We start from the raw sequence: 26,882 nt of genomic DNA, 5'->3' as shown, positions 1-26,882 counted from the left end.
AGAACCCGTACGGGCACAGTCCCGCCCGCCCCATGGCGCAGATCACATTCCTGCCCTACCGTCCTCCCGTCACCGCATGAACGTGAACGGGAGGACGGCCCGTGCGCACAGCCAACCCCAAGAGCATCGCCCTCTGGACAGTCGTCGGCCTGGTCGGCGCCGCGGGCTGGACCGTACTCGCGCTCTCCCGCGACGAGGAGGTGTCCGCCGCCTGGATGGTGGCCGCCGCCCTCGGCTCGTACGCCATCGCCTACCGCTTCTACGCGAAGTTCATCGCGCACAAGGTCCTGAAGGTCGACAAACGCCGGGCCACCCCCGCCGAGCGGCTCGACAACGGCATCGACTACCACCCCACCGACCGGCGGGTGCTGCTCGGTCACCACTTCGCCGCGATCGCCGGGGCGGGGCCGCTCGTCGGGCCCGTGCTCGCCGCGCAGATGGGCTATCTGCCCGGCACCATCTGGATCATCACGGGCGTGATCTTCGCGGGCGCCGTGCAGGACATGGTGGTGCTGTTCTTCTCCACGCGCCGCGACGGCCGCTCGCTCGGTCAGATGGCGCGCGACGAGATCGGTCCCTTCGGCGGCGCCGCGGCGCTGCTCGCCGCCTTCGCCATCATGATCATCCTGCTCGGGGTGCTCGCCCTCGTCATCGTGAACGCGCTCGCCGAGTCGCCGTGGGGCACGTTCTCCATCGCGATGACGATCCCGATCGCCCTGTTCATGGGGTTCTATCTGCGCGTCCTGCGGCCCGGCAGGGTCAGCGAGGTGTCGCTCATCGGCGTCGCGCTGCTGCTCTTCGCGCTGGTCGCGGGGCGGTGGGTGGCGGAGTCGTCGTGGGCGGACGCGTTCACGCTGGCGCCGTCGACACTGGTGATCTGGCTGGTCGCGTACGGCTTCGTCGCCTCGATCCTGCCGGTGTGGATGCTGCTCGCGCCGCGCGACTATCTGTCGACGTTCATGAAGATCGGCACCATCGTGCTGCTCGCGCTCGGGGTCCTCATCTCCCTGCCTACGTTGAAGATGGACCCGGTCACCGACTTCGCCTCGCGCGGTGACGGCCCGGTCTTCGCGGGCTCGCTCTTCCCGTTCGTCTTCATCACGATCGCATGCGGCGCGCTCTCCGGATTCCACTCCCTGATCGCCTCCGGCACGACGCCGAAGATGATCCAGAAGGAGACGCAGGTCCGGATGATCGGGTACGGCTCCATGCTGATGGAGTCGGCGGTGGCGATCATGGCCCTGGTGGCCGCCAGCATCATCGACCCCGGCCTGTACTTCGCGATGAACGCGCCCGCGGGCGTGGTCGGCGACACCGTGCAGGAGGCGTCGAAGGCGGTCGCGGGGTTCGGATACACCATCTCCCCCGAGGACTTGGCCCAGGCGGCCAAGAACGTCGAGGAGAGTTCGCTGCTCTCGCGCACGGGCGGCGCGCCCACCCTCGCGATCGGCGTGTCCGAGATCTTCTCGAAGGTCACCGGTGACTCGCTGCGGGCGTTCTGGTACCACTTCGCGATCATGTTCGAGGCGCTGTTCATCCTGACCGCGCTCGACGCGGGCACGCGCGTGGGCCGCTTCATGCTCCAGGACATGCTCGGCAACGTCTACAAGCCCTTCAAGAACATCGGTTGGAAGCCGGGCCTCGTCCTCACCAGCGCCGCCGTGACCGGTGCGTGGGGCTACTTCCTGTGGGTCGGCGTGCACGAGCCGCTCGGCGGCATCAACCAGCTCTTCCCGATCTTCGGCATCGCCAACCAACTGCTCGCGGCGGTCGCGCTCGCCGTCTGCACCACCCTGCTCGTGAAGTCCGGACGCCTCAAGTGGGCCTGGATCACCGGGGTGCCGCTGGCCTGGGACGCCACCGTGACGCTCACCGCGAGCTGGCAGAAGGTGTTCTCCAGCGATCCACGGGTGGGCTTCTTCAAGCAGCGCTCGATCTACCAGGACGCCATCGACGACGGCAAGGTCCTGCCGCCCGCCAAGTCGATGGACGACATGCACACCGTCGTCACCAACTCCACGGTGGACGGTGTGCTTTCGGCCGCCCTCGCGCTGCTCATCGTCATCGTCGTCGTGGACGCGCTGCGCATCTGCGTACGACACGTCCGCGACCCGCTGTCCTCGAAGCTGAGCGAGGCGCCGTTCGTGGAGTCGAGGACGGTGGCCCCCGCGGGTCTCTTCCCGACCGCGGAGGAGAAGGCCGAGCTGGCCGCCGCGTCGGCCGCGCCCGCGGCTCCCCGGGACGCGTCATGATCGCTGCGCTGCGCCGCGCGGCGCGCTGGGCCCGTTGGTACGTACGGGAGTTGACGGACGAGTCCGCGTACGAGCGGTACGTGGCGCACGTACGCAAGGACCATCCGGCCGCCACCGTGCCGAGCCGCCGCGTGTTCGAGCGGATGCGGACGGACCGGCAGGAGTCGGACCCCCGGCAAGGGTTCCGCTGCTGCTGAGCGGGCATTTTGATCTGTCCGTTATACGGACAGGGGTTCCGTACCGCGAGACCCGTCGCTTAGATTTCCCGCACGTTAAGCATGGGATAAGTGAGCGAACGGGAGCCACGGTATGCCAGATGCGCCTGAAGTGAGTCCACCGGTGGTCACACCGGTCCGGGTGGTCATCGCCCTGTGCCTCGTCGCACCCTTCGTGGCGATGCTCTGGGTGAGCTCCTACGCGAAGGCCGACCCGACCTTCATCGGCATCCCCTTCTTCTACTGGTACCAGATGCTGTGGGTCCTCATATCGACCGTGCTCACGATGATCGCGTACCAACTGTGGCAGCGTGACCAGCGCGCCCGCAAGGCTCTCCGGGACTCCCAGGACCTCAGCGAAAGGGCGTCCCGGTGAACGACGGCGTCAACGGCGTCGCACTCGCCGTCTTCATCTTCTTCTTCATCGCCGTCACCGTCATGGGCTTCCTCGCGGCCCGCTGGCGCAGGGCCGAGAGCGACAGCCTCGACGAGTGGGGCCTGGGCGGCCGGTCGTTCGGGACCTGGGTGACCTGGTTCCTGCTCGGCGGCGACCTCTACACCGCGTACACCTTCGTGGCCGTCCCCGCGGCGATCTACGCGGCGGGCGCGGCCGGCTTCTTCGCCGTGCCCTACACCATCCTGGTCTACCCGCTGATCTTCACCTTCCTGCCCCGTCTGTGGTCCGTCTCGCACAAGCACGGGTACGTCACCACCTCGGACTTCGTCCGCGGGCGCTTCGGCTCCAAGGGGCTCTCCCTCGCCGTGGCGATCACCGGCATCCTCGCGACCATGCCGTACATCGCGCTCCAACTGGTCGGCATCCAGGCCGTCCTGGACGTGATGGGCGTCGGCGGCGGCGAGGACACCAACTGGTTCATCAAGGACCTGCCGCTGCTCATCGCCTTCGGCGTGCTCGCCGCGTACACGTACTCGTCAGGACTGCGGGCACCCGCGCTGATCGCGTTCGTGAAGGACACCCTGATCTACATCGTGATCGCGGTGGCCATCATCTACATCCCGATCAAGCTCGGCGGCTTCGACGAGATCTTCCAGGCGGCCAACGAGAAGTTCTCCGCGACGAACGAGGCCACCGGGAAGCCGGTCGGGGCTCTGGTGCCGGGTGACGCGGGCACCTGGACCTACGCCACCCTGGCGCTCGGCTCCGCGCTCGCCCTTTTCATGTACCCGCACTCGATCACCGCGACGCTCTCCTCGCGCAGCCGCGACGTGATCCGCCGCAACACCACCATCCTGCCGCTGTACTCCCTGATGCTCGGCCTGCTCGCACTGCTCGGCTTCATGGCGATCGCCGCCGGAGTCAAGGTCGAGAACGGGCAGTTGGCCATTCCGCAGCTCTTCGAGGACATGTTCCCGGACTGGTTCACCGGGGTCGCCTTCGCGGCGATCGGCATCGGCGCGCTCGTGCCCGCCGCCATCATGTCCATCGCGGCAGCGAATCTCTTCACCCGCAACATCTACCGGGACTTCATCCGCCCCGACGCGACCCCGGCACAGGAGACCAAGGTCTCCAAGCTGGTCTCGCTCCTGGTGAAGGTGGGCGCGCTCGCCTTCGTGCTCACCATGGACAAGACCGTCGCGATCAACTTCCAGTTGCTCGGCGGCATCTGGATCCTGCAGACCATGCCCGCGCTCGTCGGCGGCCTGTTCACCCGCTGGTTCCACCGGTGGGCGCTGCTCGCGGGCTGGGCGGTCGGCATGATCTACGGAACGGTCGCCGCGTACGGGGTGGCCTCGCCGACGCAAGCGCACTTCGGCGGCTCGTCCAAGGAGATCCCGGGCATCGGTGAGATCGGCTACATCGGCCTGACGGCCTTCGTCCTGAACGTGGTCGTGACCGTGGTCCTCACCTTCGTCCTGAAGGCTCTCAAGGCCCCCGAGGGCATCGACGAGACCTCCCCCGAGGACTACACCGCCGACGCCGGGGACAAGGGCGTGAAGGTCGAGCTGCCCACCATGGGGGCGGGTTCGGGGCACTGATCCGGTACTGGCCCGAGCCACTGAGCCAGTAGTCTTTTCCCACCCCTTCCGTAGGGGATTCCCGTACGTGACACGGGCCGCCGATTCGTTCGGCGGCCCGTTTGTCGTGTCTGCCCTGGGGTGGCGGGCAACACACCCGACACAAGATGTGGGCATGCCCCGCACCACCGGACACAAGATGTATGCTCGTGCTCGCTGTCGCCGCAGGGGAATCCGGTGCAAGTCCGGAACTGTCCCGCAACGGTGTACTGGTACGCATTTGGGCGCTCGCGCCACACCCTGTGCCAGTGAGTCCGACGACCTGCCGACGGCGTACCCGGATCGTCCGGTCCGGGTACCGAGACGTCCGGGCCTCGTGGAATGGGTTGGTGGACGCGGAGTCGCCCCTGCGCGGGCGCACGCGTGCCCTTCCCCTCCCCGAAGGCCCAGAGCCGAGCGAGGGAGAGCACCACGTGACCATCGCGCCCGCCGAGCCAGCGTCAGCGCAGGCCGAGCAGAAGCCCGCCGAGACCGGCCACCAGGCCCCGGCAGGACAGGCCGAGCCCGGACAGGCCGTACCCGGACAGGCCGCGCCCGGCACTGAAGGACCCGGACAGGCCGCGCCCGGACAGGCCGTACCCGGCACCGAAGGACCCGGCGCCGTCCTGCTGCGCACCCTGACCGACCTCACCGCCGACCTCCCCGACGCCGACCCCGGCCGGGTCGCCGCCGCCGCCCTGCGGGGCCGCTCGGTGAAGGCCGACGAGCAGGAGCTGCGGGAGCTGGCCACCGAGGCCGCCGCCGGACTCATCTCCGAGGACCCCGCCTACTCCCGGCTCGCCGCCCGGCTCCTGAGCATCGGCATCCGCGAGGAAGCCGCTTCCCAGGGCGTCACGTCGTTCTCCGACTCGGTCGCCGTCGGCCACCGCGAAGGCCTGATCGCGGACCGCACCGCCGAGTTCACCCTCCGGCACACCGCCCGCCTGGACGCGCTCGTGGACGCCGCGCTCGCCGACGGCGCCGACCGCCGCTTCGGCTACTTCGGCCTGCGCACGCTGCACAGCCGCTACCTCCTGCGGCACCCGATCACCCGCAAGGTCATCGAGACGCCGCAGCACTTCATGCTGCGCGTGGCCGCGGGTCTCGCCGAGAACGAGAGCGAGCGGGCGCTCGACGAGGTCGCCTCCCTGTACGGCCTGATGAGCCGCCTGGACTATCTGCCGTCCTCGCCCACGCTCTTCAACTCCGGCACCCGGCACCCGCAGATGTCGAGCTGCTACCTGCTCGACTCGCCGCTCGACGAGCTGGACTCCATCTACGACCGGTACCACCAGGTGGCGCGGCTCTCCAAGCACGCGGGCGGCATCGGGCTCTCGTACTCCCGCATCCGCTCGCGCGGCTCGCTGATCCGCGGCACCAACGGGCACTCCAACGGCATCGTGCCGTTCCTGAAGACCCTCGACGCCTCCGTCGCCGCGGTGAACCAGGGCGGCAGGCGCAAGGGCGCCGCCGCCGTCTACCTGGAGACCTGGCACTCCGACATCGAGGAGTTCCTGGAGCTGCGGGACAACACCGGCGAGGACGCCCGGCGCACCCACAACCTGAACCTGGCGCACTGGATCCCGGACGAGTTCATGCGCCGCGTCGCCGCCGACAAGCCGTGGTCGCTGTTCTCCCCCGCCGACGTGCCCGAGCTGGTCGACCTGTGGGGCGAGGAGTTCGACGCCGCGTACCGGAAGGCGGAGGCGGCGGGTCTCGCGCGGAAGACCATCCCCGCGCGCGACCTGTACGGCCGGATGATGCGCACCCTCGCGCAGACCGGCAACGGCTGGATGACCTTCAAGGACACCGCCAACCGCACCGCCAACCAGACCGCGGAGCCCGGCCACACCGTCCACTCCTCCAACCTCTGCACGGAGATCCTGGAGGTCACGGACGACGATGAGACGGCCGTGTGCAACCTGGGCTCGGTGAACCTCGGCGCGTTCGTGGACATCGCGGCGGGCGACATCGACTGGGAGCGGCTCGACGCCACCGTGCGCACCGCCGTCACCTTCCTCGACCGGGTCGTCGACATCAACTTCTACCCCACCGAGCAGGCCGAGCGCTCGAACAGCAAGTGGCGTCCGGTGGGCCTCGGCGCCATGGGCCTCCAGGACGTCTTCTTCCAGTTGAAGCTGCCCTTCGACGCGCCCGAGGCGCGCGCCCTCTCCACCCGGATCGCCGAGCGCGTGATGCTCTCCGCGTACGAGGCGTCCGCCGACCTCGCCGAGCGCAACGGCCCCCTCCCCGCCTGGGAGAAGACCCGCACCGCGCGCGGTGTCCTGCACCCCGACCACTACGGCGTGCGGCTCACCTGGCCCGAGCGGTGGGCGGCGCTGCGGGAGCGCGTCGCCGCCACGGGCATGCGCAACTCGCTGCTCCTGGCCATCGCGCCGACCGCCACCATCGCGTCCATCGCGGGTGTGTACGAGTGCATCGAGCCGCAGGTCTCCAACCTGTTCAAGCGCGAGACGTTGTCCGGCGAGTTCCTCCAGGTCAACACCTACCTGGTGGAGGAGCTCAAGCGGCTCGGCGTGTGGGACGCGCAGACCAGGGAGGCGCTGCGCGAGGCCAACGGCTCGGTGCAGGGCTTCGACCGGGTGCCCGAGGAGGTCCGGACGCTGTACCGCACGGCCTGGGAGATCCCGCAGCGGGGGCTCATCGACATGGCCGCCGACCGCACGCCGTTCCTGGACCAGGCGCAGTCCCTGAACCTGTTCCTGGAGACGCCGACCATCGGCAAGCTCTCCTCGATGTACGCCTACGCCTGGCAGCGCGGCCTGAAGACCACGTACTACCTGCGCTCGCGCCCGGCGACGCGCATCGCCCGCGCGGCCGGGGGCTCCGCCGCCACGGCCACCCCCGCCCCCGCCCCCGTCCCCCAGCAGGCGAGCGACCCCGAGGCGGTCGCCTGCTCCCTGGAAAACCCCGAGTCCTGCGAGGCCTGCCAGTGACGTCCCAGTCCGAACTGCACACCACGAACACCAGTGGTGAGAAGAACCTGCTCGACCCCGGCTTCGAGCTGACGCTGCGCCCGATGCGCTACCCGGACTTCTACGAGCGCTACCGCGACGCGATCAAGAACACCTGGACCGTCGAGGAGGTCGACCTCCACTCGGACGTGACCGACCTGGCGAAGATGACGCCCGAGGAGCAGCACCTGATCGGCCGCCTGGTCGCGTTCTTCGCGACCGGCGACTCGATCGTGGCGAACAACCTCGTCCTCACCCTGTACAAGCACATCAACTCCCCCGAGGCGCGGCTCTATCTGAGCCGGCAGCTCTTCGAGGAGGCCGTGCACGTCCAGTTCTATCTGACGCTGCTCGACACCTATCTGCCCGACCCCGAGGACCGCAACGCGGCCTTCGCGGCGGTGGAGAACATCCCCTCCATCCGGGAGAAGGCCGAGTTCTGCTTCCGGTGGATGGACTCGGTGGAGAAGCTGGACCGCCTGGAGACCCAGGCCGACCGGCGCCGCTTCCTGCTGAACCTGATCTGCTTCGCGGCGTGCATCGAGGGCCTGTTCTTCTACGGTGCCTTCGCCTACGTCTACTGGTTCCGCAGCCGGGGCCTGCTGCACGGCCTGGCCACCGGCACCAACTGGGTGTTCCGTGACGAGACGATGCACATGAGCTTCGCCTTCGACGTCGTGGACACCGTGCGCAAGGAGGAGCCGGAGCTCTTCGACGACGCGCTTGAGCAGCAGGTCACGGACATGCTGAAGGAGGCGGTCGACGCCGAGCTGCAGTTCGCGCGCGACCTGTGCGGTGACGGTCTGCCCGGCATGAACACCGATTCGATGCGCGAGTACCTGCAGTGCGTCGCCGACCAGCGCCTCCAGCGCCTGGGCTTCGCGCCGGTCTACGGCTCCGAGAACCCGTTCTCGTTCATGGAGCTTCAGGGCGTGCAGGAGCTGACCAACTTCTTCGAGCGGCGCCCGTCGGCGTACCAGGTCGCCGTGGAGGGCTCGGTCTCCTTCGACGACGAGTTCTGAGGCCCGGGCGAGTTCTGGGCCCTGGGCGAGTTCTGAGGCCTTGGGCTCCCTCGCTCCGCGTCCCGGAGCTGGCGGTCGATCCGCCGGTCGTGCGCGTGGCCGATGAGTGAGGGCAGCGCCATGAGCAGGAAGACTCCGAGGACGGCCGCCGTGTCGAGTACGTCATGTGCGTTCATGACGTCCACTCTCGCGGCGGCCGTCCGCGTACGGCAGTGGCAGTACTGCCGTACAGCCTCGATTTCCTGCCAGAGCTGCGGCACACTGACGGCATGCTGACCAACGTGGCCGCCGTGGTGCTCGACGGTGTGCATCCCTTCGAACTCGGCGTGGTGTCCGAGGTCTTCGGGCTCGACCGCAGCGACGAGGGGCTGCCGGTGTACGACTTCGCCGTCGCATCCGCCGAGGGCCCGGTGCTCTCCACCCACGCCGGTTACGCGATCATCACCGCGTACGGCCTCGAACGGCTCGAAGAGGCCGACCTCATCACCGTCCCGGCAGGTGACTCCTACGTCACCAGGGACTTCCCGCCCGAGCTGCTCGACTCCCTGCGCCGCGCCGCCGACCGCGGCACCCGGGTGCTCAGCGTCTGCACCGGTGTCTTCGTGCTCGGCGCGGCCGGTCTTCTCGACGGGCGGCGCTGCGCGGTGCACTGGCGGCACGCCGAGGAACTGATGCGCCGCTTTCCGCGTGCCGTCGTCGAACCGGACGTGCTGTACGTCGACGAGGACCCGGTCATCACCTCCGCGGGCACCGCCGCGGGCATCGACGCCTGTCTGCACCTGGTCCGCAGGGAGAACGGCGTGGAGGTCGCCAACGCCATCGCCCGCCGCATGATCGTGCCGCCGCACCGCGACGGCGGCCAGGCGCAGTACATCGAGCGGCCGCTGCCCCGCACCCGGTGCGACACCGTCGGCGAGGTCCTGGCCTGGATGGAGCGCCACCTCGACCAGGAGGTGACCGTCGACCGGCTGGCCGCCCGCGCGCACATGTCCCCGCGCACCTTCGCCCGCCGCTTCCAGCAGGAGACCGGCACCACGCCCTACCGCTGGCTGCTGCGCCAGCGTCTGCTGCGCGCCCAGGAGCTCCTGGAGACGACCGACGAGACCGTGGACACGATCGCTTACCGGTCGGGGTTCGGGAACGCGGCCGCCCTGCGCCACCAGTTCGTGCGCGCCCTCGGCACCACACCGAACAGCTACCGGCGTACGTTCCGCGGCCCGGGCACCGGCTCCGCCGCCTGAAAGAGGGGGCGGTCCTGCGCCCGGGCCGGGGCGGGCGTCAGCGGCGCTCGGCCCGCAGGACCAGCTTCCTCGGGTGCAGCGTGATGCCCACCTTGGTGTCCGTGTCGGTCCGCCCGACCCGCCGGAGCCGCCACCTCGGCGCGACGGTGGCCAGGATGATGGTCAGCTCCGCCAGGCTGAAGTGATCGCCCGGGCACTTCCGGTTGCCGACACTGAACGGCATCATCGCGAACTCCGGTACGTCGGCCGCGCGTTCCGGATTCCAGCGGTCCGGGTCGAACTCCAGGTGCCGCTCGAAGGAACGCGGATCACGCTGCATCGCGTACACGCTGTAGACGATGTCCGCGCCGGCCGGAATCGAAAAGCCGCCGAGGCTGGTCCCTGCCACCGAGCGGCGCGTGAAAATCCACGCGGCCGGCCGTATACGCATCGCCTCCGTGACGACATTGCGTGTGTGCCGCAGCTCCTTGAGATCGGCGAAGGCGACCGGGCGCCCCCGCGTCACGGCATTTACTTCTTCAACCAACCGCCTTTCCTGCTCGGGGTGTTCGGTGAGCAGATGGAACGCCCACGCCAAGGTGGACGCGACATTCTCCGCGCCCGCCACGACGAGCGAGACCACGTGGTCGTGGATCTCCCGGTCCGTCAGCGGCTGCCCGGATTCGTCGTGCGCCGCGAGCAATACGGCGAGGAGGTCCTGTTCGCTGCCGTTCCCGCGGGCACGGCGTTCGGCGATGATCTCGTCGACGAGTGCGTGCAGATCGGCGAGCGCGCGGGCGAAGCGCCGGTTGGCGGGGGTCGGCACCCGGTAGAGGGGTCCGACGGAGAGCACCATGCGGCGGTAGAGACCTTCGAAGACGGTGTGCAGCGAATCGCTGATCCGGTCCGCCTTCTCACCGATCGACTCGACCTCCAGGAGCGAGCGGGACACGATGCGCACGGCGGTGCGGAACATCTCCGCGCCGACGTCCACCGTGCTGCCGTCCTCCCAGCGCGCGGCCGTCGCCTGTGCCTCCTCCGCCATCACGCGGGCGTAGTCGGCGATGCGCTCGGGCCGGAACGCGGGCTGCATCATCCGGCGCTGACGACGGTGCAGCGGGCCGTTGCTGGTCGCGACGCCCTTGCCGAGCAGGACCTCCAAGGTGTCCCACAGCGGCCCGCCCACGATGTACTCGGGGCTCTTGAGCATCTCGCCGACGAGTTCGGGTGCGCACACCGCGTAGGCGGTCCTGGGCCCGAGCCGGATGCGGACGAGATCCCCATGGTCACGCAGGGCCGCGAGGAAGCCGAGCGGGTCGCGTACGAGGTTCCAGGCGTGGCCGAGAAGCGGTGCTCCGCCCGGGACCACGGGTGGGGTGCGGAGCCCTTTCGGGGCAGCGGGAGCGGGTATCGCGGACGCGGCTGATTCGACGGTCATCATTCACCACCGGAGGGATCGGTTTCTGCCAGTGCGGTGCCGGATATTCCTGTCGCCATGGTGCCCGGGAATTCGGGCGCGCCGGTGTCCGAGACATACGGCGGGAGGGTTTGGTCGTCCCAACTCTCGACGCGATATCTGCCGGACTCGTGGTGGAACCAGTACACGGAACTGAACCAGTTCCGCATATTGAAGAGACAGGATTGCAGCGCGGCGCTCAGCTTCCTTCCGGAGACGCTGCCGTCCTTCAGATCGGCGGCAAGCCGGAGGACTTCCGGCTCTGCCGCAAGGAAATCACGGACGCAGTCGCTCACTCTCCTGTGGACTTCCGCGACCGCCTCCTGGAGCGAGAGTCCCTGGTGCTGGATGAGGGATATCCCGAGGTTGTGCACCTCGTCGCCCGCCAATTCCTTGGGGAGCGAGCAGAGGTCGTTGTACCAGGCGGAGAAATCCTGGGTCGCGAGCGCCGCCGCGCGATAGGCCGGGTTTTTCCGCACCGCGTCCGGTAATTCGCAGCGAGCGGTGGGTTCGAGCAGATCGATCCACACCCAGTGCGCGAAGGTGAGGCGGCGCAGTTCCACGTACGCCGCGACGTCGGGGACGGTCCCGGTGCACCGGTTGCCGAACTCGTGGTCGTAGGCGTCGATCACCGGGTGGAAGTGCCGGGCGAAGCGCGCGTTCCAGCGCGGCCCGAGATGCCCGTAGAGCCGCAGGACACAGTCCGCGAAGCCCGCGACCAGTGGGTCCGGGTGGTCCAGTTGCTCCCGCGGGTGCTCCAGGGCCCGATGGAGGCCCTGGCACAGCCGCCGCCACTGCGCCGTCCTGCCGTGCACCGCGTCGCGGTCGTGCCGGTCGTCCCAGCCGAAGAACCAGGAGCTCAAGTCAGCTATGGCGTCCAGCAGTTCATCCGGGGCACCGATGTAGTAGCCGGCCACGAGGTCGGTGTAGCAAAGACCGTCGGCATATGCGGCGACCTTGTCGGGGGGCATGAGTCGCTTTTCCAGGAGCCATGCCCGCGAGTTCTCCTGAAGCTTTGGCCAATGCGGATGCAGATGTCGCGGAAACTCCGTCTCCACCACCGGCAGAGCCAGTGCGGGTGGTACGGATACCACCCGCCGGCGAACGTCCGGACGCGCCGCCCCGGCCGGCTTCCGGCGTTGCCGCGGGACGCGTTCCGCTGCATATGCCGCAAGCCCTGCCGGTACCCGTGTCGCCCGGTTGGACTGGGAAGTGCTGTGTGAGGAAGCTGGCACGAACAAACCCCTCTCGACCGCCTGAGGACCCACGCCCCTCCCGCCGTGCCGGGCGCGCGCCGTTGCGTATCCCCGCGCTTTCCATTCAGCACCACAACTGACCGTTCAGGGAACACATTTGCGCCATTCACTACCCCAGCATGCCGAGAACATCCCCTTACGTGACTGAATATGGATCAGTGGCGGCTGATCGTGAACCAGTCCTGTCTGGTTTTGCACGGGTACGCCAACGGCCCCTGGTCAGTGGGGTGTTCCCGACCAGGGGCCGCTGTCGTCACGCGTTTCCCGCGCGCCTCAGTCGTCGCGCAGTTCAGTCATTCGGCGCGACGGGGTAGCGCGGGGTGCCCTCTTCCATCTGCCGCAGCGCGTCCTTGCGCTCCCGCTTGGAGAGGCGGTCGATGTACAGATAGCCGTACAGGTGGTCCGTCTCGTGCTGGAGGCAGCGCGCGAAGTAGCCGGTGCCGCGCACCTTGACGGGGTTGCCCTTCTCGTCCTGCCCGGTCACGACCGCGTAGTCGGGGCGGGCGAGGGGCGCGTACGCCGTCGGCACGGACAGGCAGCCCTCACCCGAGTCGTCCAGGCGGCGCTGGTCCGCGGGCAGCTCCTGCAGGACCGGGTTGCAGACGACGCCCACGTGCCGCACGCCCTCGTCGTCCTGGCAGTCGTACACGAACACCTTCAGGTCGACGCCGACCTGGTTCGCGGCTACGCCGACGCCCTGCGCGACGCGCTGGGTGGCGAACATGTCGTCGATCAGCTTCGCCAGGTCGTCGTCGAAGGCGGTGACGTCCTTGCACTCCTTGTGCAGGACCGGGTTGCCGACGACCGTGATCGGACGGGACGTGCCGCGCTCCCGGTAGGCCGTCTCGCGCGCCTCGCAGTCCTCCGTGTCGATGACGAAGCCCTCGTCGTCGACCGGGAGCACTCCGCCCGGCCGCTGCTGCTCAGTGTCCTGCGCCATGTCCGCCGTATGCCTTCTTCCTGGGAACCGCTGCGTGTGGTGCCCGTACAGGGTACGGCGTCCTCCTCCGCCGGGCAGGCGCTGCGTTTACTCCCACCCACCCACCCTTTTCCCGCCGGGGGCCTGGCCCACCCGGAGCCTGCGGGCGAGCGCACAGCGCAACATCCAGCCCGCCCGGCACCCGAGGACGAGCCCGCAGGTCAACACTCAGCTCGCCCGGCACCCGAGGACGAGCCCGCAGAGCAACATTCCAGCTCGCCCGGCACCCGAGGACGAGCCCGCAGGTCAACACTCAGCTCGCCCGGCGCCCGAGGACGAGCGCGCAGGTCAACACTCAGCTCGCCCGGCGCCCGAGGACGAGCGCGCAGGTCAACACTCAGCTCGCCCGGCACCCGAGGACGAGCCCGCAGAGTGACATTTCAGCCCGTCCGGCGCTTGAGGACGAGCGCGCAGCGCGAAAAAGAGCCCGTCCGGCGATTGAGGACGAGCGCGCCAGCGCGACAACCCACCCACGCGCCCGCAGGCAAGCAATCCGGCTCAGCCCTGCGCCAGCAGCCCGCAGGCAAGCAACCCAGCCCAGGCCCTGCGCCAGCAGCCCGCAGGCAAGCAACCCAGCCCAGCCCTGCGCTAGCAGACCTCTTCCAGGTCCCGCCAGTCCCGGGAGTCAGGACTGTCGGCAACCCACCCGTCGAGGAGCCCCCGGACGAGCCCGGCAGGGGCAGCGATCCCACACTCGCGCTCAGGCACCCACAACGCACCGGGACTCCGGTGCCCAAGCGGCCCCGGATGCCCGGGCTCACTGTGATCGTGGGGATCCAGATGCTCCCCGTCCCCCTCATCACTGGGCATCCGCGACTCCGAGCACATCCGGCACAGCAACCGCACGGACGACGACCAGTCCTCCGCGGCGAAGCCGGCGTCGGCCGCGAGCCGCTCCAGGGAGTCCCTGTCCTCCTCCGTGGCGGCCTCCAGGAGCACCACCCAGGTGGGCACCGGCGAGGGCGCCCACAGCTCGATCTCGTCGAAGACGGGGTAGGAGTGCCCGGCGCCCGTGGTGCGCTCGCCGTGCGGCACCCCGTCGTGCAGAACCACCTCGCCCCAGCGGCGCCCGGAGGACGGCAGCGGAATGGAGAGCACCTCCATCCGCGCCGGATCCAGCCTGCGGCCCCACACGACCTCCGCCTCACCCTCCGGCGAGAGCCGCACGGCCGCGCTGCCGAGCTCCATGCCCGTGGGCTCACCCGTGGCCGCGACCCCGCCCGGCACCTTCAGGCCGTACGCCTGCCAGGACCTGCGGGCGAGCGGCCAGTCCTGGAGGGCCGTCGCGGCGATGCCCACGTTCCACCAGTCCGGGGCGCCCGCCGACCGGTCCAGGAGCGCCACGGCCCGCAGCCCCGCGGCCCGCGCCTGATCCCAGTCGTGTCGGAACTTGTGCAGGAGGGCGAGGTTGAACCAGGACTCGGACAGCCAGGGCTCAAGGTCGGCGGCGCGTGTCAGGAGCGCGCCCGCGTCCTCGTAGCGGCCGTCGCCGATGAGCGTGAACGCCCGGTCGGTGGCCTGCCGCCAGGAGGCGGAGGGCCGGTGTCGTCCCTTGCCGAAGATCCTCACGATTCCCGCCTGCCAGCTCTTGTCGGGGTTTCCCCGCTTCCGTGCTGCCGCGCTCGCGCGCTTCCTTCGCATCCAACCACGGACCGTCGGACGACCGCTCATTACCCATGGGTTACCCAGGTGGACGCAGGGTCAGACGGACTTTCCCCACACCCTCGGCGAGGTCACCCGCGCTCCGCCGCCCGCCCGGTGCGCGCCCCCCGGTCCGGGGCCGCCCCCGGCCGCCGTTCCCCGGGCCGCCCCCGCGCCCGCGCAAGCACCCGTGCGAGTGCTTCCACGACTTCCGGCTGGTGGTCGCGGCCGGTGGCCAGGCGCAGGCGCTCCAGGGCGCCGAGAGGCCCGTGCGGTCCTTCTGCCCGTGCCATTTCGTCGTATGCGTTCGCCGTGCGCACGATGCGGGCGGTGAGCGGCTGCTCGCGGTACGGGTCGGCCTGGCGCTCCACCACCACCGCCACGGCGGCCGCGACCCCCGTCCTGCGTACGACGGCGCCGCCGAGCAGGGCGATGCGGCGCTGCTCGGCCTCGGGCAGGGCGGCGGTGGCCCCCTCGGGCACGGGGTCGACGAGGGAGAGCTGGCCGATGTCGTGCATCAGGGCGGCGTACTCGAGGACACCCAGGTCGGGACCCGCGAGGCCGAGCTCGCGCCCCATGGCCCTGCTGAGGTCGGCGACGCGGCGGGCGTGCCCGGTGGGGGTGCATCCTGCGATCTCGGTGGCGCGGGCCAGCGAGGCGATGGTCTGCCGGTAGGTGGTCCGTACGGCGGCGTACCTGCGGAAGGCAAGCTGGGTGAGGAGCAGCGGGAGACTGAGGACCGGCAGCGCCCACAGCCCCGCCACGGCGACGGCGAGGGCCATCACGGCCCCCGTCGCGCACACCGCGGGCCCGATGCCGGACATGCCCCGCAGTTCCTCCCTGAGCAGCGGCCCGAACGGCCACCCCGACCGGACGTGCGCCATGGCGGCGGCGAGCACGGCGTCGCACAGCGCGGTGAGCGCGAGGAGCGTGAGGATGACGACGGCGTACGCCGGTCCGTGGCCGGTGGCCGCCGTCAACCGGCCCGAGTTGTACAGGGGCTGGAAGCACAGCGCGGCGAAGCCGACGGTGAGGACCCGACGGGCGATGTGGTCCAGGCAGGGGCCGCGGCCGAGCGCCACATGCGGTACGGCGCCGATCAGGCCAGCCGCCACGACGACGGCGAGGACCTGGAGGACGCCGTGGTGACTGGGGCGGCCCGCGCACTCCCCCACGAGGGCGTACGCCAGGGCACCGGCTGCCCCCAGGGGCGCCGGTTCGCGCCCTTTGCCGCTCCCCCAGCGCGCCAGCTCCCCCACGGCTATGAGCACTCCGAAGGCCAGCGCGATGCCCGGGTCCTCGACACCGCGCCAGAGGGTCGCGCCGAGCGCACCGAGGGCGAGGAGGGCGGCGGCGGCCCGGACCGCGGCCGTCAGGGCCGCGGGGAGGCGCACCGCGGGGCGCGCGGTCATCGGCGGGCCGAACGCGGGCGGCCACCCGCGGCCCCGGACGCCGCGCCGCCCTCGCCCCCGCCCCGCAGACGCTCGCCTTCGACGCCCTCGCCCCCGAGACCTACGCTCCCGGCCTCGCCCCCAAGCCCCTCGCCCCCGAGGCCTGCGTTCCCGCCCTCGCCCCCAAGCCCATCGACCCCGGAACCGGGCTCACCCCCCGCCGTGACCTCCGAGTCCCACCCGTGCCGCTCCAGAGCCCGCACGAGCGCCCCTACCATCGTCGCGTCGAACTGGGCTCCCGCGCAGCGCTCCAGTTCGGCGAGGGCGGCCGGGACGGGGCGGGCGCGGCGGTAGGAGCGGGTCGATGTCATCGCGTCGAAGGCGTCGGCGACGGCCACCACCCGTGCGGCCTCGGGGATCTGGGCCCCCGAGAGGCCGTAGGGGTAGCCGCTGCCGTCGATGCGTTCGTGGTGGTGCAGGACGGCGGCCCGTGCCTCGCCGAGGAAGCCGATGCCCCGGACCATCTCGTGCCCGTACTCGGGATGCAGCTCGATCACCCGGCGCTCCTCGGCGGTCAGCGGCCCTTCCTTGCGCAGCAGCCGGGTGGGGACCCCGAGCTTGCCCACGTCGTGCAGGATTCCGGCGAAGCGCAGCAGTTCCACGCGGTCGTCGGCCATGCCGAGTTCGCGCGCGATGAGCACGGAGGCGCGGCCCACCCGCTCGCTGTGCCCGCGCGTGTACCGGTCCTTGAGGTCGACGGCCTGCACGAGGGCGCGGATGGTGGCCCGGTGCGCCGACCGCTCGCGGTGGTACTGCGCGAACACCCAGCAGGAAACGCCCATGGGCAACAGGACGAGCAGTGCCGCAGGCGGGCCGTAGGGGCTGGACCAGAGCACGGCCATCATCAGCCCGGCGAGCCCGTGCACGGCGACGGGCGGGAACGACCTGGGCAGCAGGCCCCGCCAGGCCGTCCTGGCGGGCACACGCTCCGCCGTCAGCAGGATCCCGCCGTCGAGTGCGGTCAGGACCAGGGCGAAGGCGAGCACGGCGGCCGACGCGGGAAGGAACACGTACGGGAAGTCGGGCGCGGAGGCGGCGGCGGGCCCGTCGAGCGCGGCGTACGCGTGCCCGGCGGCCCAGGCGGCCAGGACCGGCTGCGTCGCGCGCCAGAGCCGCCGGAGCCCGCGCGGCCGCCGTTCGACGCGGGCGCACAGCGCCCCGGGGACGGCGACGAGCCCCGCCGCGGCGGGCGGCAGCAGGAAGACCCCGGCGAGCAGCACCGGGAAGAACGTGGGGGCGGCGACGTCGCGTCGCACGGCGTGCTCGCCCCCGGCGTACAGGACGGCGAGCAGGGCGAGCACGGACCAGCGCGTGTGCGGGCCGAGCGCGGGCGCGACACAGGCCGCGCCGCCCAGGGCGGCGCACAGGACGTACCCACGGGCCCGTGGTGGAGCCGGGCTCATGGCGACCTCCTCCCCGATCCAGGTCCGGAGACTAGAACGGGGGTCGGGCACGCCACGGCTCACGGCCGCGAATTAGCACCTTCGAGTGAGAAAGCGCGGAGCAAGCCCGTAGAAAACGCGGCAGAAAGCACGGAGAAAACGCAGAAAGAGGACAGAAAGCGGCGGCAGAGAGAAGCGGCGGCGAGGGGGCACCGGAACGGGAACGGCCGCCCGGCTCAGGCCTCCGTGGCCCGAACGGCCGCGCTGTCGCCGGGCGCCGCCGTCAGGTCGTGCTCGGGCACGGCCTGGCCCGAGCGGATCAGCTCGATCCGTCCCATCACCTTGGCGCGCAGGTCGGACGGCACGTCGTCGTGGCCGCAGCAACGCTTGACCAGCTTCTTCACCGCCTGCTCGAGGCCGTACTTCTCCAGGCAGGGAGAGCACTCCTCGAAGTGCGTCTCGAACTTGGTGCAGTCACTGTCCGGCATCTCGTGGTCCAGGAACTCATAGAGATGGTCCAGGACTTCACTGCAATCAGTCTCGTGCGGCTCTCCGCAGCTCATGAGCCCGAGCCTTTCGCTTCGTTCGACTCTCCGGCACCGGCCGGGACCAGTCCGCGGTCGCGCGCGTAGTCCTCGAGCATGCCGCGGAGTTGGCGGCGGCCCCGGTGAAGACGGGACATCACCGTACCGATGGGTGTACCCATAATGTCCGCGATCTCCTTGTACGCAAAGCCCTCTACGTCCGCGAGATAGACGGCGATGCGGAATTCCTCCGGGATGGCCTGGAGGGCGTTCTTCACATCGGAGTCGGGCAGGTGGTCGAGCGCCTGCGACTCGGCGGAGCGCAGACCGGTGGACATGTGCGACTCGGCCCGCGCGAGCTGCCAGTCCTCGATCTCCTCGGCGGCGCTGCGCTGGGGCTCACGCTGCTTCTTGCGGTACGAGTTGATGAACGTGTTCGTGAGGATGCGGTACAGCCACGCCTTGAGGTTGGTGCCCTCACGGAACTGATGGAACGACGCGTACGCCTTGGCGTAGGTCTCCTGCACCAGGTCCTCGGCGTCCGCCGGGTTGCGCGTCATGCGCAGCGCCGCCGAGTACATCTGGTCGAGGAACGTCAGCGCGTCCCGCTCGAAGCGGGCCGTGCGCTCCGCGGCCGTCTCGGAGCCCCCGGCGGGACGCTCCGGGTGCTCGGAGTGGCCGTGCTCAGTCTCTGCGTCGGTCCCAGTGACCGGACCCACCTCCTCCAACGACGTCGTGGTCCCGTGAGCGGTCCCACTGGTTTCGGAGGATAGACGACGACCCGCTTTGCGCGCCGCCCGAATAGGTGCCGCCTTGGGTGCGCGCAGCACGCTCCACTCCAGGTCAGCGGCGCTGGAGCGGTTCGGGCAGATGGTCGGTCCCATGGGGTGGGCTCCCTCTTTGGCGAACGGCTTGCAAGGTATGTCCGCCACAACAGCACTCATGTGTCCAGCATTCCCGCCCACGCGGCGACGGCGTCCGTGATCCGCTTCACGGCTTCCTCCTGAGAGATGTCCGCGCGCTTGGGCACGGCGAAGGAGTGGTCGCCGTAGGGGATCTCGACGAGTTCGTACGTGTACGGGGTGCCGGTGCCTCCGTACGTGTACGGGGTGCCGGTGCCGTCCGGGAACTCCGCGGGCCTGCCGAAGGGGTCGTTGCCGCCCTGCACGACCAGGGTGGGCACCCCGGCGCCGAGCAGTTCGTCCGCGCGGGACTTCTCCGGCTTGCCCGGCGGGTGCAGAGGGAAACTGAGGGCGAGCACGGCCGCGGCGCCCAGCTCGGTGGCGGTGCGGCAGGCGACGCGGGCTCCGGCACTGCGGCCGCCCGCGATCACGGGCAGGCCCTTGTTCTCCAGCGCGGGCCACAGGCCCCGCCAGCCGGTGTCCAGCGTCTTCGGCGCGGGCGCCAGCTTCTTCCCCGCGACCCGCCAGGGCTGCTCCACCAGGGCCACGGTCACGCCGTGCGCGGGCAGCGCGGCGGCGATGGCCACGAGGTCCCGCGCCTCGATGCCGCCGCCGGCGCCGTGGCTGACGGCGAGCACGTGGTGCGCCTGCGGCGCCGGGTGCCAGGTGATGCGGGCCGCACCCGCGTCGGTGGGGATGATCTCGCTGTTCGGTGCGTCCTCGGTCACATCAGAAGAGTGTGCCCTCTTCCGGCCCCTCCAGCTCCTTCAGGAGTTCCGGCCCGTTGTTGCGGACATTGCTCACCGCCGTGGAGACGGGGTACGCCCGCAGCAGCCCCTCCGGCGGCGGCGCCAGCAAGGGGCGCAGATCCTCGACGTCCGTACGGGAGGGGTCGAGCCAGGCGTCCCAGCGGTCCGGCGTGAGCATCAGCGGCATCCGCGGGTGGATGTCGGCGAGGGAGCGCGGCCCCTCCCCGGGGGCGGCAGCCAGCGGCGCGGTCTCCGCCTCCGTCGTGATCACCGAGCACGTCACCCACCAGGCCAGCGGGTGCTCGTCGGGCAGCGTGCGGTCCCGCCAGAACTCGTACAGACCCGCCATCGCGAACACCGACCCGTCGGCCGGTGTCACGAAGTACGGCTGCTTGCGCGGACGCTTCTTCTTGCCCTCGACCTCGAGCTCGCGCTCCGCCTGCCCGGTCACCCACTCGTAATATCCGTCCGCGGGCAGCACGCACCTGCGGGTGGCGAAGGCCCGCCGGTAGGAGGGCTTCTCGTGCACCGTCTCGGCACGTGCGTTGATCATCCGCGCCCCGCCCTCCGGCGTCTTCGCCCAGGACGGCACGAGTCCCCACTTCAGCTTGCGCAACTGACGAACCGGACGGGGCTCCTCAGCGTCTTTGAGGGGGCGGTCGAGGACGGCGTAGACCTCTTTCGTGGGGGCCACGTTGTAGTCGGGCTCCAGGGCCTCTTCCGGCTCCCACTTCTCCACCTCGAAGATCCCCGCGAGATCCTCGGGCCCACGACTGGCCGCATATCGTCCGCACATACGTGCCACACTGCCATGCCGTGGCCGACAATATGGAGCCGACCGAGCAATGCACACAACCGCTTCCGCCAGCCTCGGCGACCTCTGGGACCGCCTGACGGGGACGCAGTCCGCACCCGAGCAGTGGCTGGTGATCGTCACCGGCGTCGTCGCCCTGTGCGTCGTCGTCCCGCACGGCTTCTGGCGCGTGGCCCGCAACGCCGTCACCATCGCCCACGAGGGCGGCCACGGCCTGGTGGCCCTGCTCACCGGGCGCCGTCTGGACGGGATCCGGCTGCACTCCGACACCAGCGGCCTGACCGTCAGCCGCGGCAAGCCCACCGGCCTCGGCATGATCCTCACCGCGGCCGCCGGGTACACCGCACCCCCGCTGCTCGGCCTCGGCGGTGCCGCGCTGCTCGGCGAGGGCCGCATCACGGCGCTGCTGTGGATCGCCACGGGACTGCTCGTCGCGATGCTGGTGATGATCCGCAACGCCTACGGCGCGGTGACCGTGATCGTCGCGGGCGGTCTGTTCCTCGGCGTGTCCTGGCTCGCGAACACCGACGTGCAGGCCGCCTTCGCCTACACCGTGGTGTGGTTCCTGCTCCTCGGCGGCGTACGGCCCGCCTTCGAGCTACAGGCCAAGCGCAGGCACGGCGGGGCGGGCGACTCCGACGCGGACCAGCTCGCGCGGCTCACGCACGTCCCGGCGGGGATGTGGCTGTTCCTGTTCCACGCCGTGTCCCTGTGCGCGCTGATAGGCGGAGGCCGCTGGTTGCTGGCGGTGTGACACCGGACGGCCGCCGGACGACGTGCCGGAGGCGGTTCGGTGCCCGCTGCCGTCCCGGCACCGCTCCCGCACCGGTCCTCGTACGCGTTCGCGCACCAGTTCTGTCGGCGCCTTCTCTGTTTCGCCTGGGTTTCGCCACTTTTGATCAAGATTCGCTCTCGGCGTCAACCACTAAAGTGTGGGCATGACCGTGAACCCGACAGACACCGCCCTCTGGCCAGCCCCGTACGCGAGCGGAGCCGTCGCCGCGACGGTCCACGTGCCGGGCTCGAAGTCGGTCACCAACCGTGGCCTCGTCCTCGCCGCGCTCGCCGCCGAGCCGGGCTGGCTGCGCCGCCCGCTGCGCTCGCGCGACACCCTCCTGATGGTGGCCGCGCTGCGTGCCATGGGCGTCGGCATCGAGGAGACGGTGTCCTCCAGCTCCGCGGGCGCCGGTGACTCCGGCGAGGCCTGGCGCGTGATCCCCTCGGGCCTCCAGGGCCCGGCCACGGTCGACGTCGGCAACGCGGGCACGGTCATGCGTTTCCTGCCGCCCGTCGCCACGCTCGCCGACGGCCCCATCCGCTTCGACGGCGACCCCCGTTCGTACGAGCGCCCGCTGGGCGCCGTGATCGACGCGCTGCGCACCCTCGGCGCCCGCGTCGACGACGAGAACCGCGGCGCCCTGCCCCTGACGGTGCACGGCGGCGGCGCCCTGGACGGCGGCCAGGTCGAGATCGACGCCTCCTCCTCGTCCCAGTTCGTGAGCGCGCTGCTGCTCTCGGCACCGCGCTTCAACCAGGGCGTGGAGGTGCGGCACGTGGGCAGCGCCCTGCCCTCCATGCCGCACATCCGGATGACCGTCGACATGCTGCGCGCCGCCGGCGCCCAGGTCGACACCCCCGAGGCGGGCGGCGAGCCGAACGTCTGGCGGGTCACTCCCGGCGCCCTGCTCGGCCGCGATCTGACGGTCGAGCCCGACCTGTCCAACGCCCAGCCGTTCCTGGCCGCGGCGCTGGTCACCGGCGGCCGCGTCACCGTCCCCGACTGGCCCGCGCACACCACCCAGCCCGGCGACGCGCTGCGCCGCATCTTCACCGAGATGGGTGGTTCCTGCGAGCTGACCGAGCAGGGCCTGACGTTCACGGGCTCCGGCTCGATCCACGGCCTCGACGTGGACCTGAGCGAGGTCGGCGAGCTCACGCCGGGCATCGCCGCCGTCGCCGCCCTCGCCGACTCGCCGTCCACCCTGCGCGGCGTCGCCCATCTGCGGCTGCACGAGACGGACCGGCTCGCCGCGCTCACCAAGGAGATCAACGAACTCGGCGGCGACGTCACCGAGACCGCCGACGGCCTCCACATCCGCCCGCGCCCGCTGCACGGCGGCGTCTTCCACACCTACGACGACCACCGCATGGCCACGGCAGGCGCGGTCATCGGCCTCGCCGTCCCCGGCGTACAGATCGAGAACGTCGCGACGACGGCCAAGACGCTGCCCGACTTCCCCGAACTGTGGGCCGGGATGCTCGGGAACTGACGGGCGAGACACGATCATGCGCCGCTACGGGAAGAACCCGGACGAGGACGACATCCGCGTCCGCCCCAACCGCAAGGGCAACCGCCCGCGCACGCACATCCGTCCCAAGCACGAGGACGCCGCGGAGGGCATGGTCCTCACCGTCGACAGGGGCCGTCTCACCTGCCTCGTCGACGGCCGGACCGTGATGGCGATGAAGGCCCGCGAGCTGGGCCGCAAGGCCGCCGTCGTCGGTGACCGCGTCGCCGTCGTCGGCGACCTCTCCGGCGCGAAGGACACCCTCGCGCGCATCGTGCGCATCGAGAAGCGCACCTCCGTGCTGCGCCGCACGGCCGACGACGACGACCCGTACGAGCGCGTGGTCGTCGCCAACGCCGACCAGCTCGCCATCGTCACCGCCCTGGCCGACCCCGAACCACGCCCGCGCATGATCGACCGCTGTCTGGTCGCCGCCTTCGACGGCGGCCTGACGCCGCTGCTCGTCCTGACCAAGTCCGACCTCGCGCCCCCGGACAAGCTCCTTGAGCTGTACGGGGACCTGCACATCCCCTACGTCGTCACCAGCCGCGGCGAGCTGGAGGACGGCGACGCCGCCGACGTGGTGCGCGCCGAACTCGCCGGGAAGGTCACGGCGTTCGTGGGCCACTCCGGCGTCGGCAAGACCACCCTGGTGAACGCGCTCGTGCCGCCGGAGCGGCGGCGCACCGTGGGCCATGTGAACGCCGTGACAGGGCGCGGCCGGCACACCACCACCTCCGCCCTCGCGCTGCCGCTGCCCGACGACGAGGGCTGGGTGGTCGACACTCCGGGCGTGCGCTCCTTCGGCCTGCACCACGTCGACCCGTCGCGCGTCATCCACGCCTTCCCCGACCTGGAGTCCGGCACGGAGAACTGCCCGCGCGCGTGCAGCCACGACGAGCCGGACTGCGGGCTCGACGCGTGGGTGGCGGCGGGGCACTCCGACCCCGCGCGGCTGTACTCTCTGCGACGGCTTCTCGCCACGCGGGAGCGGCACGAGGGTGACTGACCAGGCCTCACCTCGCCCTGATCTCCGCGTTGTTTACACCCCCGCCGCGCCGGTAAGTGCATAATCGCACCAAGATTGACTCAAGCTTTGGTGAAGCGGTCACGGAACGTACGGACGTGGGAGGCACAACCATGGCGTGGCTGCTGGTCATTGTCGCCGGAATCCTAGAGACGGGCTTCGCGGTCTGCCTGAAGCTCTCGCACGGCTTCACCCGGCTCTGGCCGACCATCGCCTTCGCGTCCTTCGCCCTCGGCAGCTTCGGCCTGCTCACGCTCGCCCTGAAGAAGCTGGACGTCGGGCCCGCGTACGCGGTCTGGACAGGCATCGGGGCGGCGGGCACGGCGATCTACGGCATGATCTTCCTGGGCGACCTCGTCTCCACGCTGAAGATCGTCTCGATCTCGCTGGTGATCGTGGGCGTCATCGGGCTGCAGTTGTCGGGGTCGGCGCACTGACACCCTCGGGCCTGTCGGGCTGACCCCAGGGAGCGCGGGACGGGGGGCTACCGCCCCGCCGCCCCCGCGATCACCCGTCGCACCAGCCGTGCCGGGTCCTCCTCCCGGCCCGCAGGCGCCACCACGTACGACAGTGCGACGCGCACCGCGCTCTCGCAGGCCCGCGCCAGGTTCTCCGTCTCGGACGGGCGGCCCCGCTCCGTCAGCGCGGCCATCGCCCGGTCCCGCACCTGGGCGAGGAGTTCGCCGGGGGCGGGCACGCCCGCGTCCGCCCGGCGCTGCGCGGGCACCGGTGAGCTGGACACGGCCGCCCGGCTCGGCGCCGGGAGCCGTTCGCTCCAGCAGCCGGTGAGCACCGCACGCACCAGGACGTTGTCGCGCGCGGCACCGATCGTCCACGCGCTCACCGCCGCGAGCCGGTCCACCGGGTCCCGGGCTTGTGCGAGGGCCCGCTCCACCCCGCGCAGATAGGTGTCCGTCTCGCGCCGCAGGAGCGCCCGCGCGAGGCCGTCCTTGCTGCCGAACTCGTTGTAGAGCGTCTGCCGGGACACCCCGGCCACCGACGCCACGTCGGTCATCCGCACACCGGCCCACGGCCTGCGGGCCAGCGCGGTGTAGGCCGCGTCGAGCAGTGACTCCCGCGCTGCCGGCATCGTCGCCTCCCGCTGCCCAGGCCCCGGGCCCGGGCGGCCCCTGCGGCCCTGCTCGTCAGAGTTGACGCGCCCGCGGGCACTGTCAAGGGGTCCCGCGGGCACCGCCGCCCACGCGCTGTGGCCCGTGCGAAACGAGATCGATACTGTTCACCCATGCCCGACTACCACGATGATCTGCGCCTCGCCCACGTCCTCGCGGACGCCGCCGACGCCGCGACCATGGACCGGTTCAAGGCCCTCGACCTCAAGGTGGAGACCAAGCCGGACATGACACCGGTGACCGAGGCCGACAAGGCCGCCGAGGAGCTGATCCGCGGCCAGTTGCAGCGGGCCAGGCCGCGGGACGCGATCCTCGGCGAGGAGTACGGCATCGAGGGCACGGGCCCCCGCCGCTGGGTGATCGACCCGATCGACGGCACCAAGAACTACGTACGCGGTGTGCCCGTCTGGGCCACGCTGATCTCCCTCATGGAGGCGGGCGAGACCGGGTTCCAGCCGGTGGTCGGCGTCGTCTCGGCGCCCGCGCTCGGCCGTCGCTGGTGGGCGGCGAAGGGCGGCGGCGCGTACACCGGGCGCAGCCTGACCTCCGCGAGCCGGCTGCGGGTCTCCAAGGTCTCCCGGCTCCAGGACGCCTCGCTCGGGTACTCGTCGCTGAGCGGCTGGGAGGACCAGGGCCGCCTCGACGGCTTCCTCGACCTCACCCGCGCCTGCTGGCGCACGCGCGGCTACGGCGACTTCTGGCCGTACATGATGGTGGCGGAGGGCTCCGTCGACCTGTGCGCGGAGCCGGAGCTCTCGCTGTGGGACATGGCGGCGACCGCGATCGTCGTGACCGAGGCGGGCGGCAGCTTCACCGGCCTCGACGGCACCCCGGGCCCGCACAGCGGCAACGCGGCCGCCTCGAACGGGCTGCTCCACGAGGAACTGCTCGGCTATCTGAACCAGCGCTACTGAAGCACGCGCGCGCACTCCCGGCACCCGAGCGCCCCTGAACTTCCCCCCTCCGCCCTCTTGTTGAGACCCCGCGCGCCTGCGACTCTATGAGTCCCCCCACTTGTGAACTTGTGAAACCCTTCTCCAAGTCGATGCCTGAGATCCCCTTGCACCGCTGCCAAGCGGAGGCAATCCTTCGGCCTCGCGCGGACCACGGTTTCACCAAGGAGGTGGCTCAAGCCCATGCTCGTCCGTGACGCCATGAGCACTGTGGTCCTCACCATCGGTCCCGCCCACACGCTTCGGCAGGCCGCCCACCTGATGGCGGCCCGTCGCGTCGGCGCGGCCGTCGTCCTCGACACCGACACCTACGGCCTCGGCATCCTGACCGAGCGCGACGTCCTGAACTCCCTCGGCCTCGGCCAGGACCCGGACCTCGAGACCGCGGGCACGCACACGACGACCGACGTCGTCTTCGCGGGACCGACCTGGACCCTGGAGGACGCCGCCGACGCGATGGCACACGGCGGGTTCCGGCATCTCATCGTGCTCGACGACGACGAACCGGCCGGCATCGTCTCCGTACGCGACATCATCCGCTGCTGGGCACCGGTGCGGCGGCAGACGGCCACGGTCGCCTGAGCGCGGCAGGCGTTTCCCGGACCGAGCACAGCCACGGTCTCCGGACCG

General features: G+C 70.8%; 24 protein-coding genes and 1 riboswitch. Of the genes, 13 read left to right on the top strand and 11 right to left on the bottom strand.

Features of this window, described 5'->3' with window-relative positions:
* The first annotated feature begins 101 nt into the window (after positions 1 to 101).
* The 7 genes from IG78_RS0107865 (at position 102) to IG78_RS0107835 (ending at position 9,721) form a co-directional block, all read left to right on the top strand.
* Entirely contained in the window at positions 102 to 2,252 is a 2,151-nt protein-coding gene (locus IG78_RS0107865) for a carbon starvation CstA family protein (RefSeq protein ID WP_030560661.1), read from the top strand.
* Positions 2,249 to 2,449, top strand: coding sequence for a YbdD/YjiX family protein (locus IG78_RS0107860; RefSeq protein ID WP_030560660.1), 201 nt, complete (start codon positions 2,249 to 2,251; stop codon positions 2,447 to 2,449). Before IG78_RS0107865 ends, IG78_RS0107860 begins: the two co-directional genes overlap by 4 nt.
* 112 nt (positions 2,450 to 2,561) lie before the next feature.
* A complete protein-coding gene (locus IG78_RS0107855; RefSeq protein ID WP_078965981.1) occupies positions 2,562 to 2,843 on the top strand; it encodes a DUF3311 domain-containing protein in 282 nt (93 codons plus the stop codon).
* The gene (gene mctP, locus IG78_RS0107850) at positions 2,840 to 4,465 is read left to right on the top strand and encodes a monocarboxylate uptake permease MctP (protein ID WP_030560658.1); all 1,626 of its coding nucleotides are present in this window, start codon (positions 2,840 to 2,842) and stop codon (positions 4,463 to 4,465) included. The genes IG78_RS0107855 and mctP overlap by 4 nt, the downstream gene beginning before the upstream one ends.
* 182 nt (positions 4,466 to 4,647) lie before the next feature.
* Positions 4,648 to 4,788: riboswitch (cobalamin riboswitch) on the top strand.
* 129 nt (positions 4,789 to 4,917) lie between these two features.
* The gene (locus tag IG78_RS0107845) at positions 4,918 to 7,440 is read left to right on the top strand and encodes a ribonucleoside-diphosphate reductase subunit alpha (protein WP_030560657.1); all 2,523 of its coding nucleotides are present in this window, start codon (positions 4,918 to 4,920) and stop codon (positions 7,438 to 7,440) included.
* An 83-nt stretch (positions 7,441 to 7,523) separates the two neighbouring features.
* Positions 7,524 to 8,480, top strand: a complete 957-nt coding sequence (locus tag IG78_RS0107840; protein ID WP_225882453.1) for a ribonucleotide-diphosphate reductase subunit beta — start codon at positions 7,524 to 7,526, stop codon at positions 8,478 to 8,480.
* Positions 8,481 to 8,749: 269 nt separating this feature from the next.
* Positions 8,750 to 9,721, top strand: a complete 972-nt coding sequence (locus tag IG78_RS0107835) for a GlxA family transcriptional regulator (protein ID WP_030560655.1) — start codon at positions 8,750 to 8,752, stop codon at positions 9,719 to 9,721.
* A gap of 37 nt (positions 9,722 to 9,758) precedes the next feature.
* Here IG78_RS0107835 and IG78_RS0107830 read toward each other — a convergent pair whose 3' ends face one another.
* The 10 genes from IG78_RS0107830 to IG78_RS0107785 form a co-directional block, all read right to left on the bottom strand.
* The gene (locus IG78_RS0107830; protein WP_030560654.1) at positions 9,759 to 11,138 is read right to left on the bottom strand and encodes a bifunctional albaflavenone monooxygenase/terpene synthase; all 1,380 of its coding nucleotides are present in this window, start codon (positions 11,136 to 11,138) and stop codon (positions 9,759 to 9,761) included.
* Complete coding sequence (locus IG78_RS0107825) at positions 11,138 to 12,127, bottom strand: terpene synthase family protein (protein WP_430738989.1); 990 nt, start codon at positions 12,125 to 12,127, stop codon at positions 11,138 to 11,140. The genes IG78_RS0107830 and IG78_RS0107825 overlap by 1 nt, the downstream gene beginning before the upstream one ends.
* A 574-nt stretch (positions 12,128 to 12,701) precedes the next feature.
* Complete coding sequence (gene def / locus IG78_RS0107820) at positions 12,702 to 13,352, bottom strand: peptide deformylase (protein WP_030560652.1); 651 nt, start codon at positions 13,350 to 13,352, stop codon at positions 12,702 to 12,704.
* A 627-nt stretch (positions 13,353 to 13,979) separates the two neighbouring features.
* Entirely contained in the window at positions 13,980 to 14,960 is a 981-nt protein-coding gene (locus tag IG78_RS0107815; RefSeq protein WP_030560651.1) for a tetratricopeptide repeat protein, read from the bottom strand.
* 164 nt (positions 14,961 to 15,124) lie between these two features.
* Complete coding sequence (locus IG78_RS0107810; RefSeq protein ID WP_051852433.1) at positions 15,125 to 16,444, bottom strand: HD-GYP domain-containing protein; 1,320 nt, start codon at positions 16,442 to 16,444, stop codon at positions 15,125 to 15,127.
* Positions 16,441 to 17,886 (bottom strand): HD-GYP domain-containing protein, encoded by a 1,446-nt coding sequence (locus tag IG78_RS0107805; protein WP_078965667.1) that lies wholly within the window; start codon positions 17,884 to 17,886, stop codon positions 16,441 to 16,443. The genes IG78_RS0107810 and IG78_RS0107805 overlap by 4 nt, the downstream gene beginning before the upstream one ends.
* 215 nt (positions 17,887 to 18,101) lie before the next feature.
* A complete protein-coding gene (gene rsrA, locus IG78_RS0107800) occupies positions 18,102 to 18,428 on the bottom strand; it encodes a mycothiol system anti-sigma-R factor (RefSeq protein WP_030560648.1) in 327 nt (108 codons plus the stop codon).
* A complete protein-coding gene (locus IG78_RS0107795) occupies positions 18,425 to 19,108 on the bottom strand; it encodes a sigma-70 family RNA polymerase sigma factor (protein ID WP_030560647.1) in 684 nt (227 codons plus the stop codon). The genes rsrA and IG78_RS0107795 overlap by 4 nt, the downstream gene beginning before the upstream one ends.
* Positions 19,109 to 19,329: 221 nt before the next feature.
* On the bottom strand, positions 19,330 to 20,019 hold the full coding sequence (locus tag IG78_RS0107790) for an alpha/beta hydrolase family protein (RefSeq protein WP_030560646.1): 690 nt from the start codon (positions 20,017 to 20,019) through the stop codon (positions 19,330 to 19,332).
* A gap of 1 nt (position 20,020) precedes the next feature.
* Complete coding sequence (locus IG78_RS0107785) at positions 20,021 to 20,836, bottom strand: SOS response-associated peptidase (RefSeq protein WP_030560645.1); 816 nt, start codon at positions 20,834 to 20,836, stop codon at positions 20,021 to 20,023.
* Positions 20,837 to 20,885: 49 nt separating this feature from the next.
* Between IG78_RS0107785 and IG78_RS0107780 the strand changes: the two genes are divergently transcribed.
* The 4 genes from IG78_RS0107780 to IG78_RS0107765 all read left to right on the top strand — a co-directional run bounded on the left by IG78_RS0107780 (position 20,886) and on the right by IG78_RS0107765 (position 24,606).
* On the top strand, positions 20,886 to 21,608 hold the full coding sequence (locus IG78_RS0107780; protein ID WP_030560644.1) for a M50 family metallopeptidase: 723 nt from the start codon (positions 20,886 to 20,888) through the stop codon (positions 21,606 to 21,608).
* Positions 21,609 to 21,792: 184 nt separating this feature from the next.
* The gene (gene aroA / locus IG78_RS0107775) at positions 21,793 to 23,124 is read left to right on the top strand and encodes a 3-phosphoshikimate 1-carboxyvinyltransferase (protein ID WP_030560643.1); all 1,332 of its coding nucleotides are present in this window, start codon (positions 21,793 to 21,795) and stop codon (positions 23,122 to 23,124) included.
* Positions 23,125 to 23,140: 16 nt separating this feature from the next.
* Complete coding sequence (rsgA, locus tag IG78_RS0107770) at positions 23,141 to 24,151, top strand: ribosome small subunit-dependent GTPase A (RefSeq protein ID WP_030560642.1); 1,011 nt, start codon at positions 23,141 to 23,143, stop codon at positions 24,149 to 24,151.
* Positions 24,152 to 24,282: 131 nt separating this feature from the next.
* Positions 24,283 to 24,606: a DMT family transporter gene (locus tag IG78_RS0107765; protein ID WP_016645400.1), complete on the top strand. Its 324-nt coding sequence runs from the start codon at positions 24,283 to 24,285 to the stop codon at positions 24,604 to 24,606.
* A 47-nt stretch (positions 24,607 to 24,653) separates the two neighbouring features.
* Here IG78_RS0107765 and IG78_RS0107760 read toward each other — a convergent pair whose 3' ends face one another.
* On the bottom strand, positions 24,654 to 25,259 hold the full coding sequence (locus IG78_RS0107760) for a TetR/AcrR family transcriptional regulator (protein WP_030560641.1): 606 nt from the start codon (positions 25,257 to 25,259) through the stop codon (positions 24,654 to 24,656).
* A 153-nt stretch (positions 25,260 to 25,412) separates the two neighbouring features.
* On the opposite strand from IG78_RS0107760, the gene hisN reads away from it, so the two are divergent.
* Positions 25,413 to 26,213 (top strand): histidinol-phosphatase, encoded by an 801-nt coding sequence (gene hisN, locus IG78_RS0107755; protein ID WP_030560640.1) that lies wholly within the window; start codon positions 25,413 to 25,415, stop codon positions 26,211 to 26,213.
* Positions 26,214 to 26,435: 222 nt separating this feature from the next.
* Positions 26,436 to 26,834 (top strand): CBS domain-containing protein, encoded by a 399-nt coding sequence (locus IG78_RS0107750; protein ID WP_030560639.1) that lies wholly within the window; start codon positions 26,436 to 26,438, stop codon positions 26,832 to 26,834.
* Positions 26,835 to 26,882 lie beyond the last annotated feature (48 nt).

Source organism: Streptomyces aureocirculatus (genome assembly GCF_000720475.1).
Classification (GTDB): Bacteria; Actinomycetota; Actinomycetes; order Streptomycetales; family Streptomycetaceae; genus Streptomyces; species Streptomyces aureocirculatus.
The sequence above is the reverse complement of the archived record's forward strand: the minus strand, read 5'-3'. Positions and strand labels throughout refer to the sequence as shown.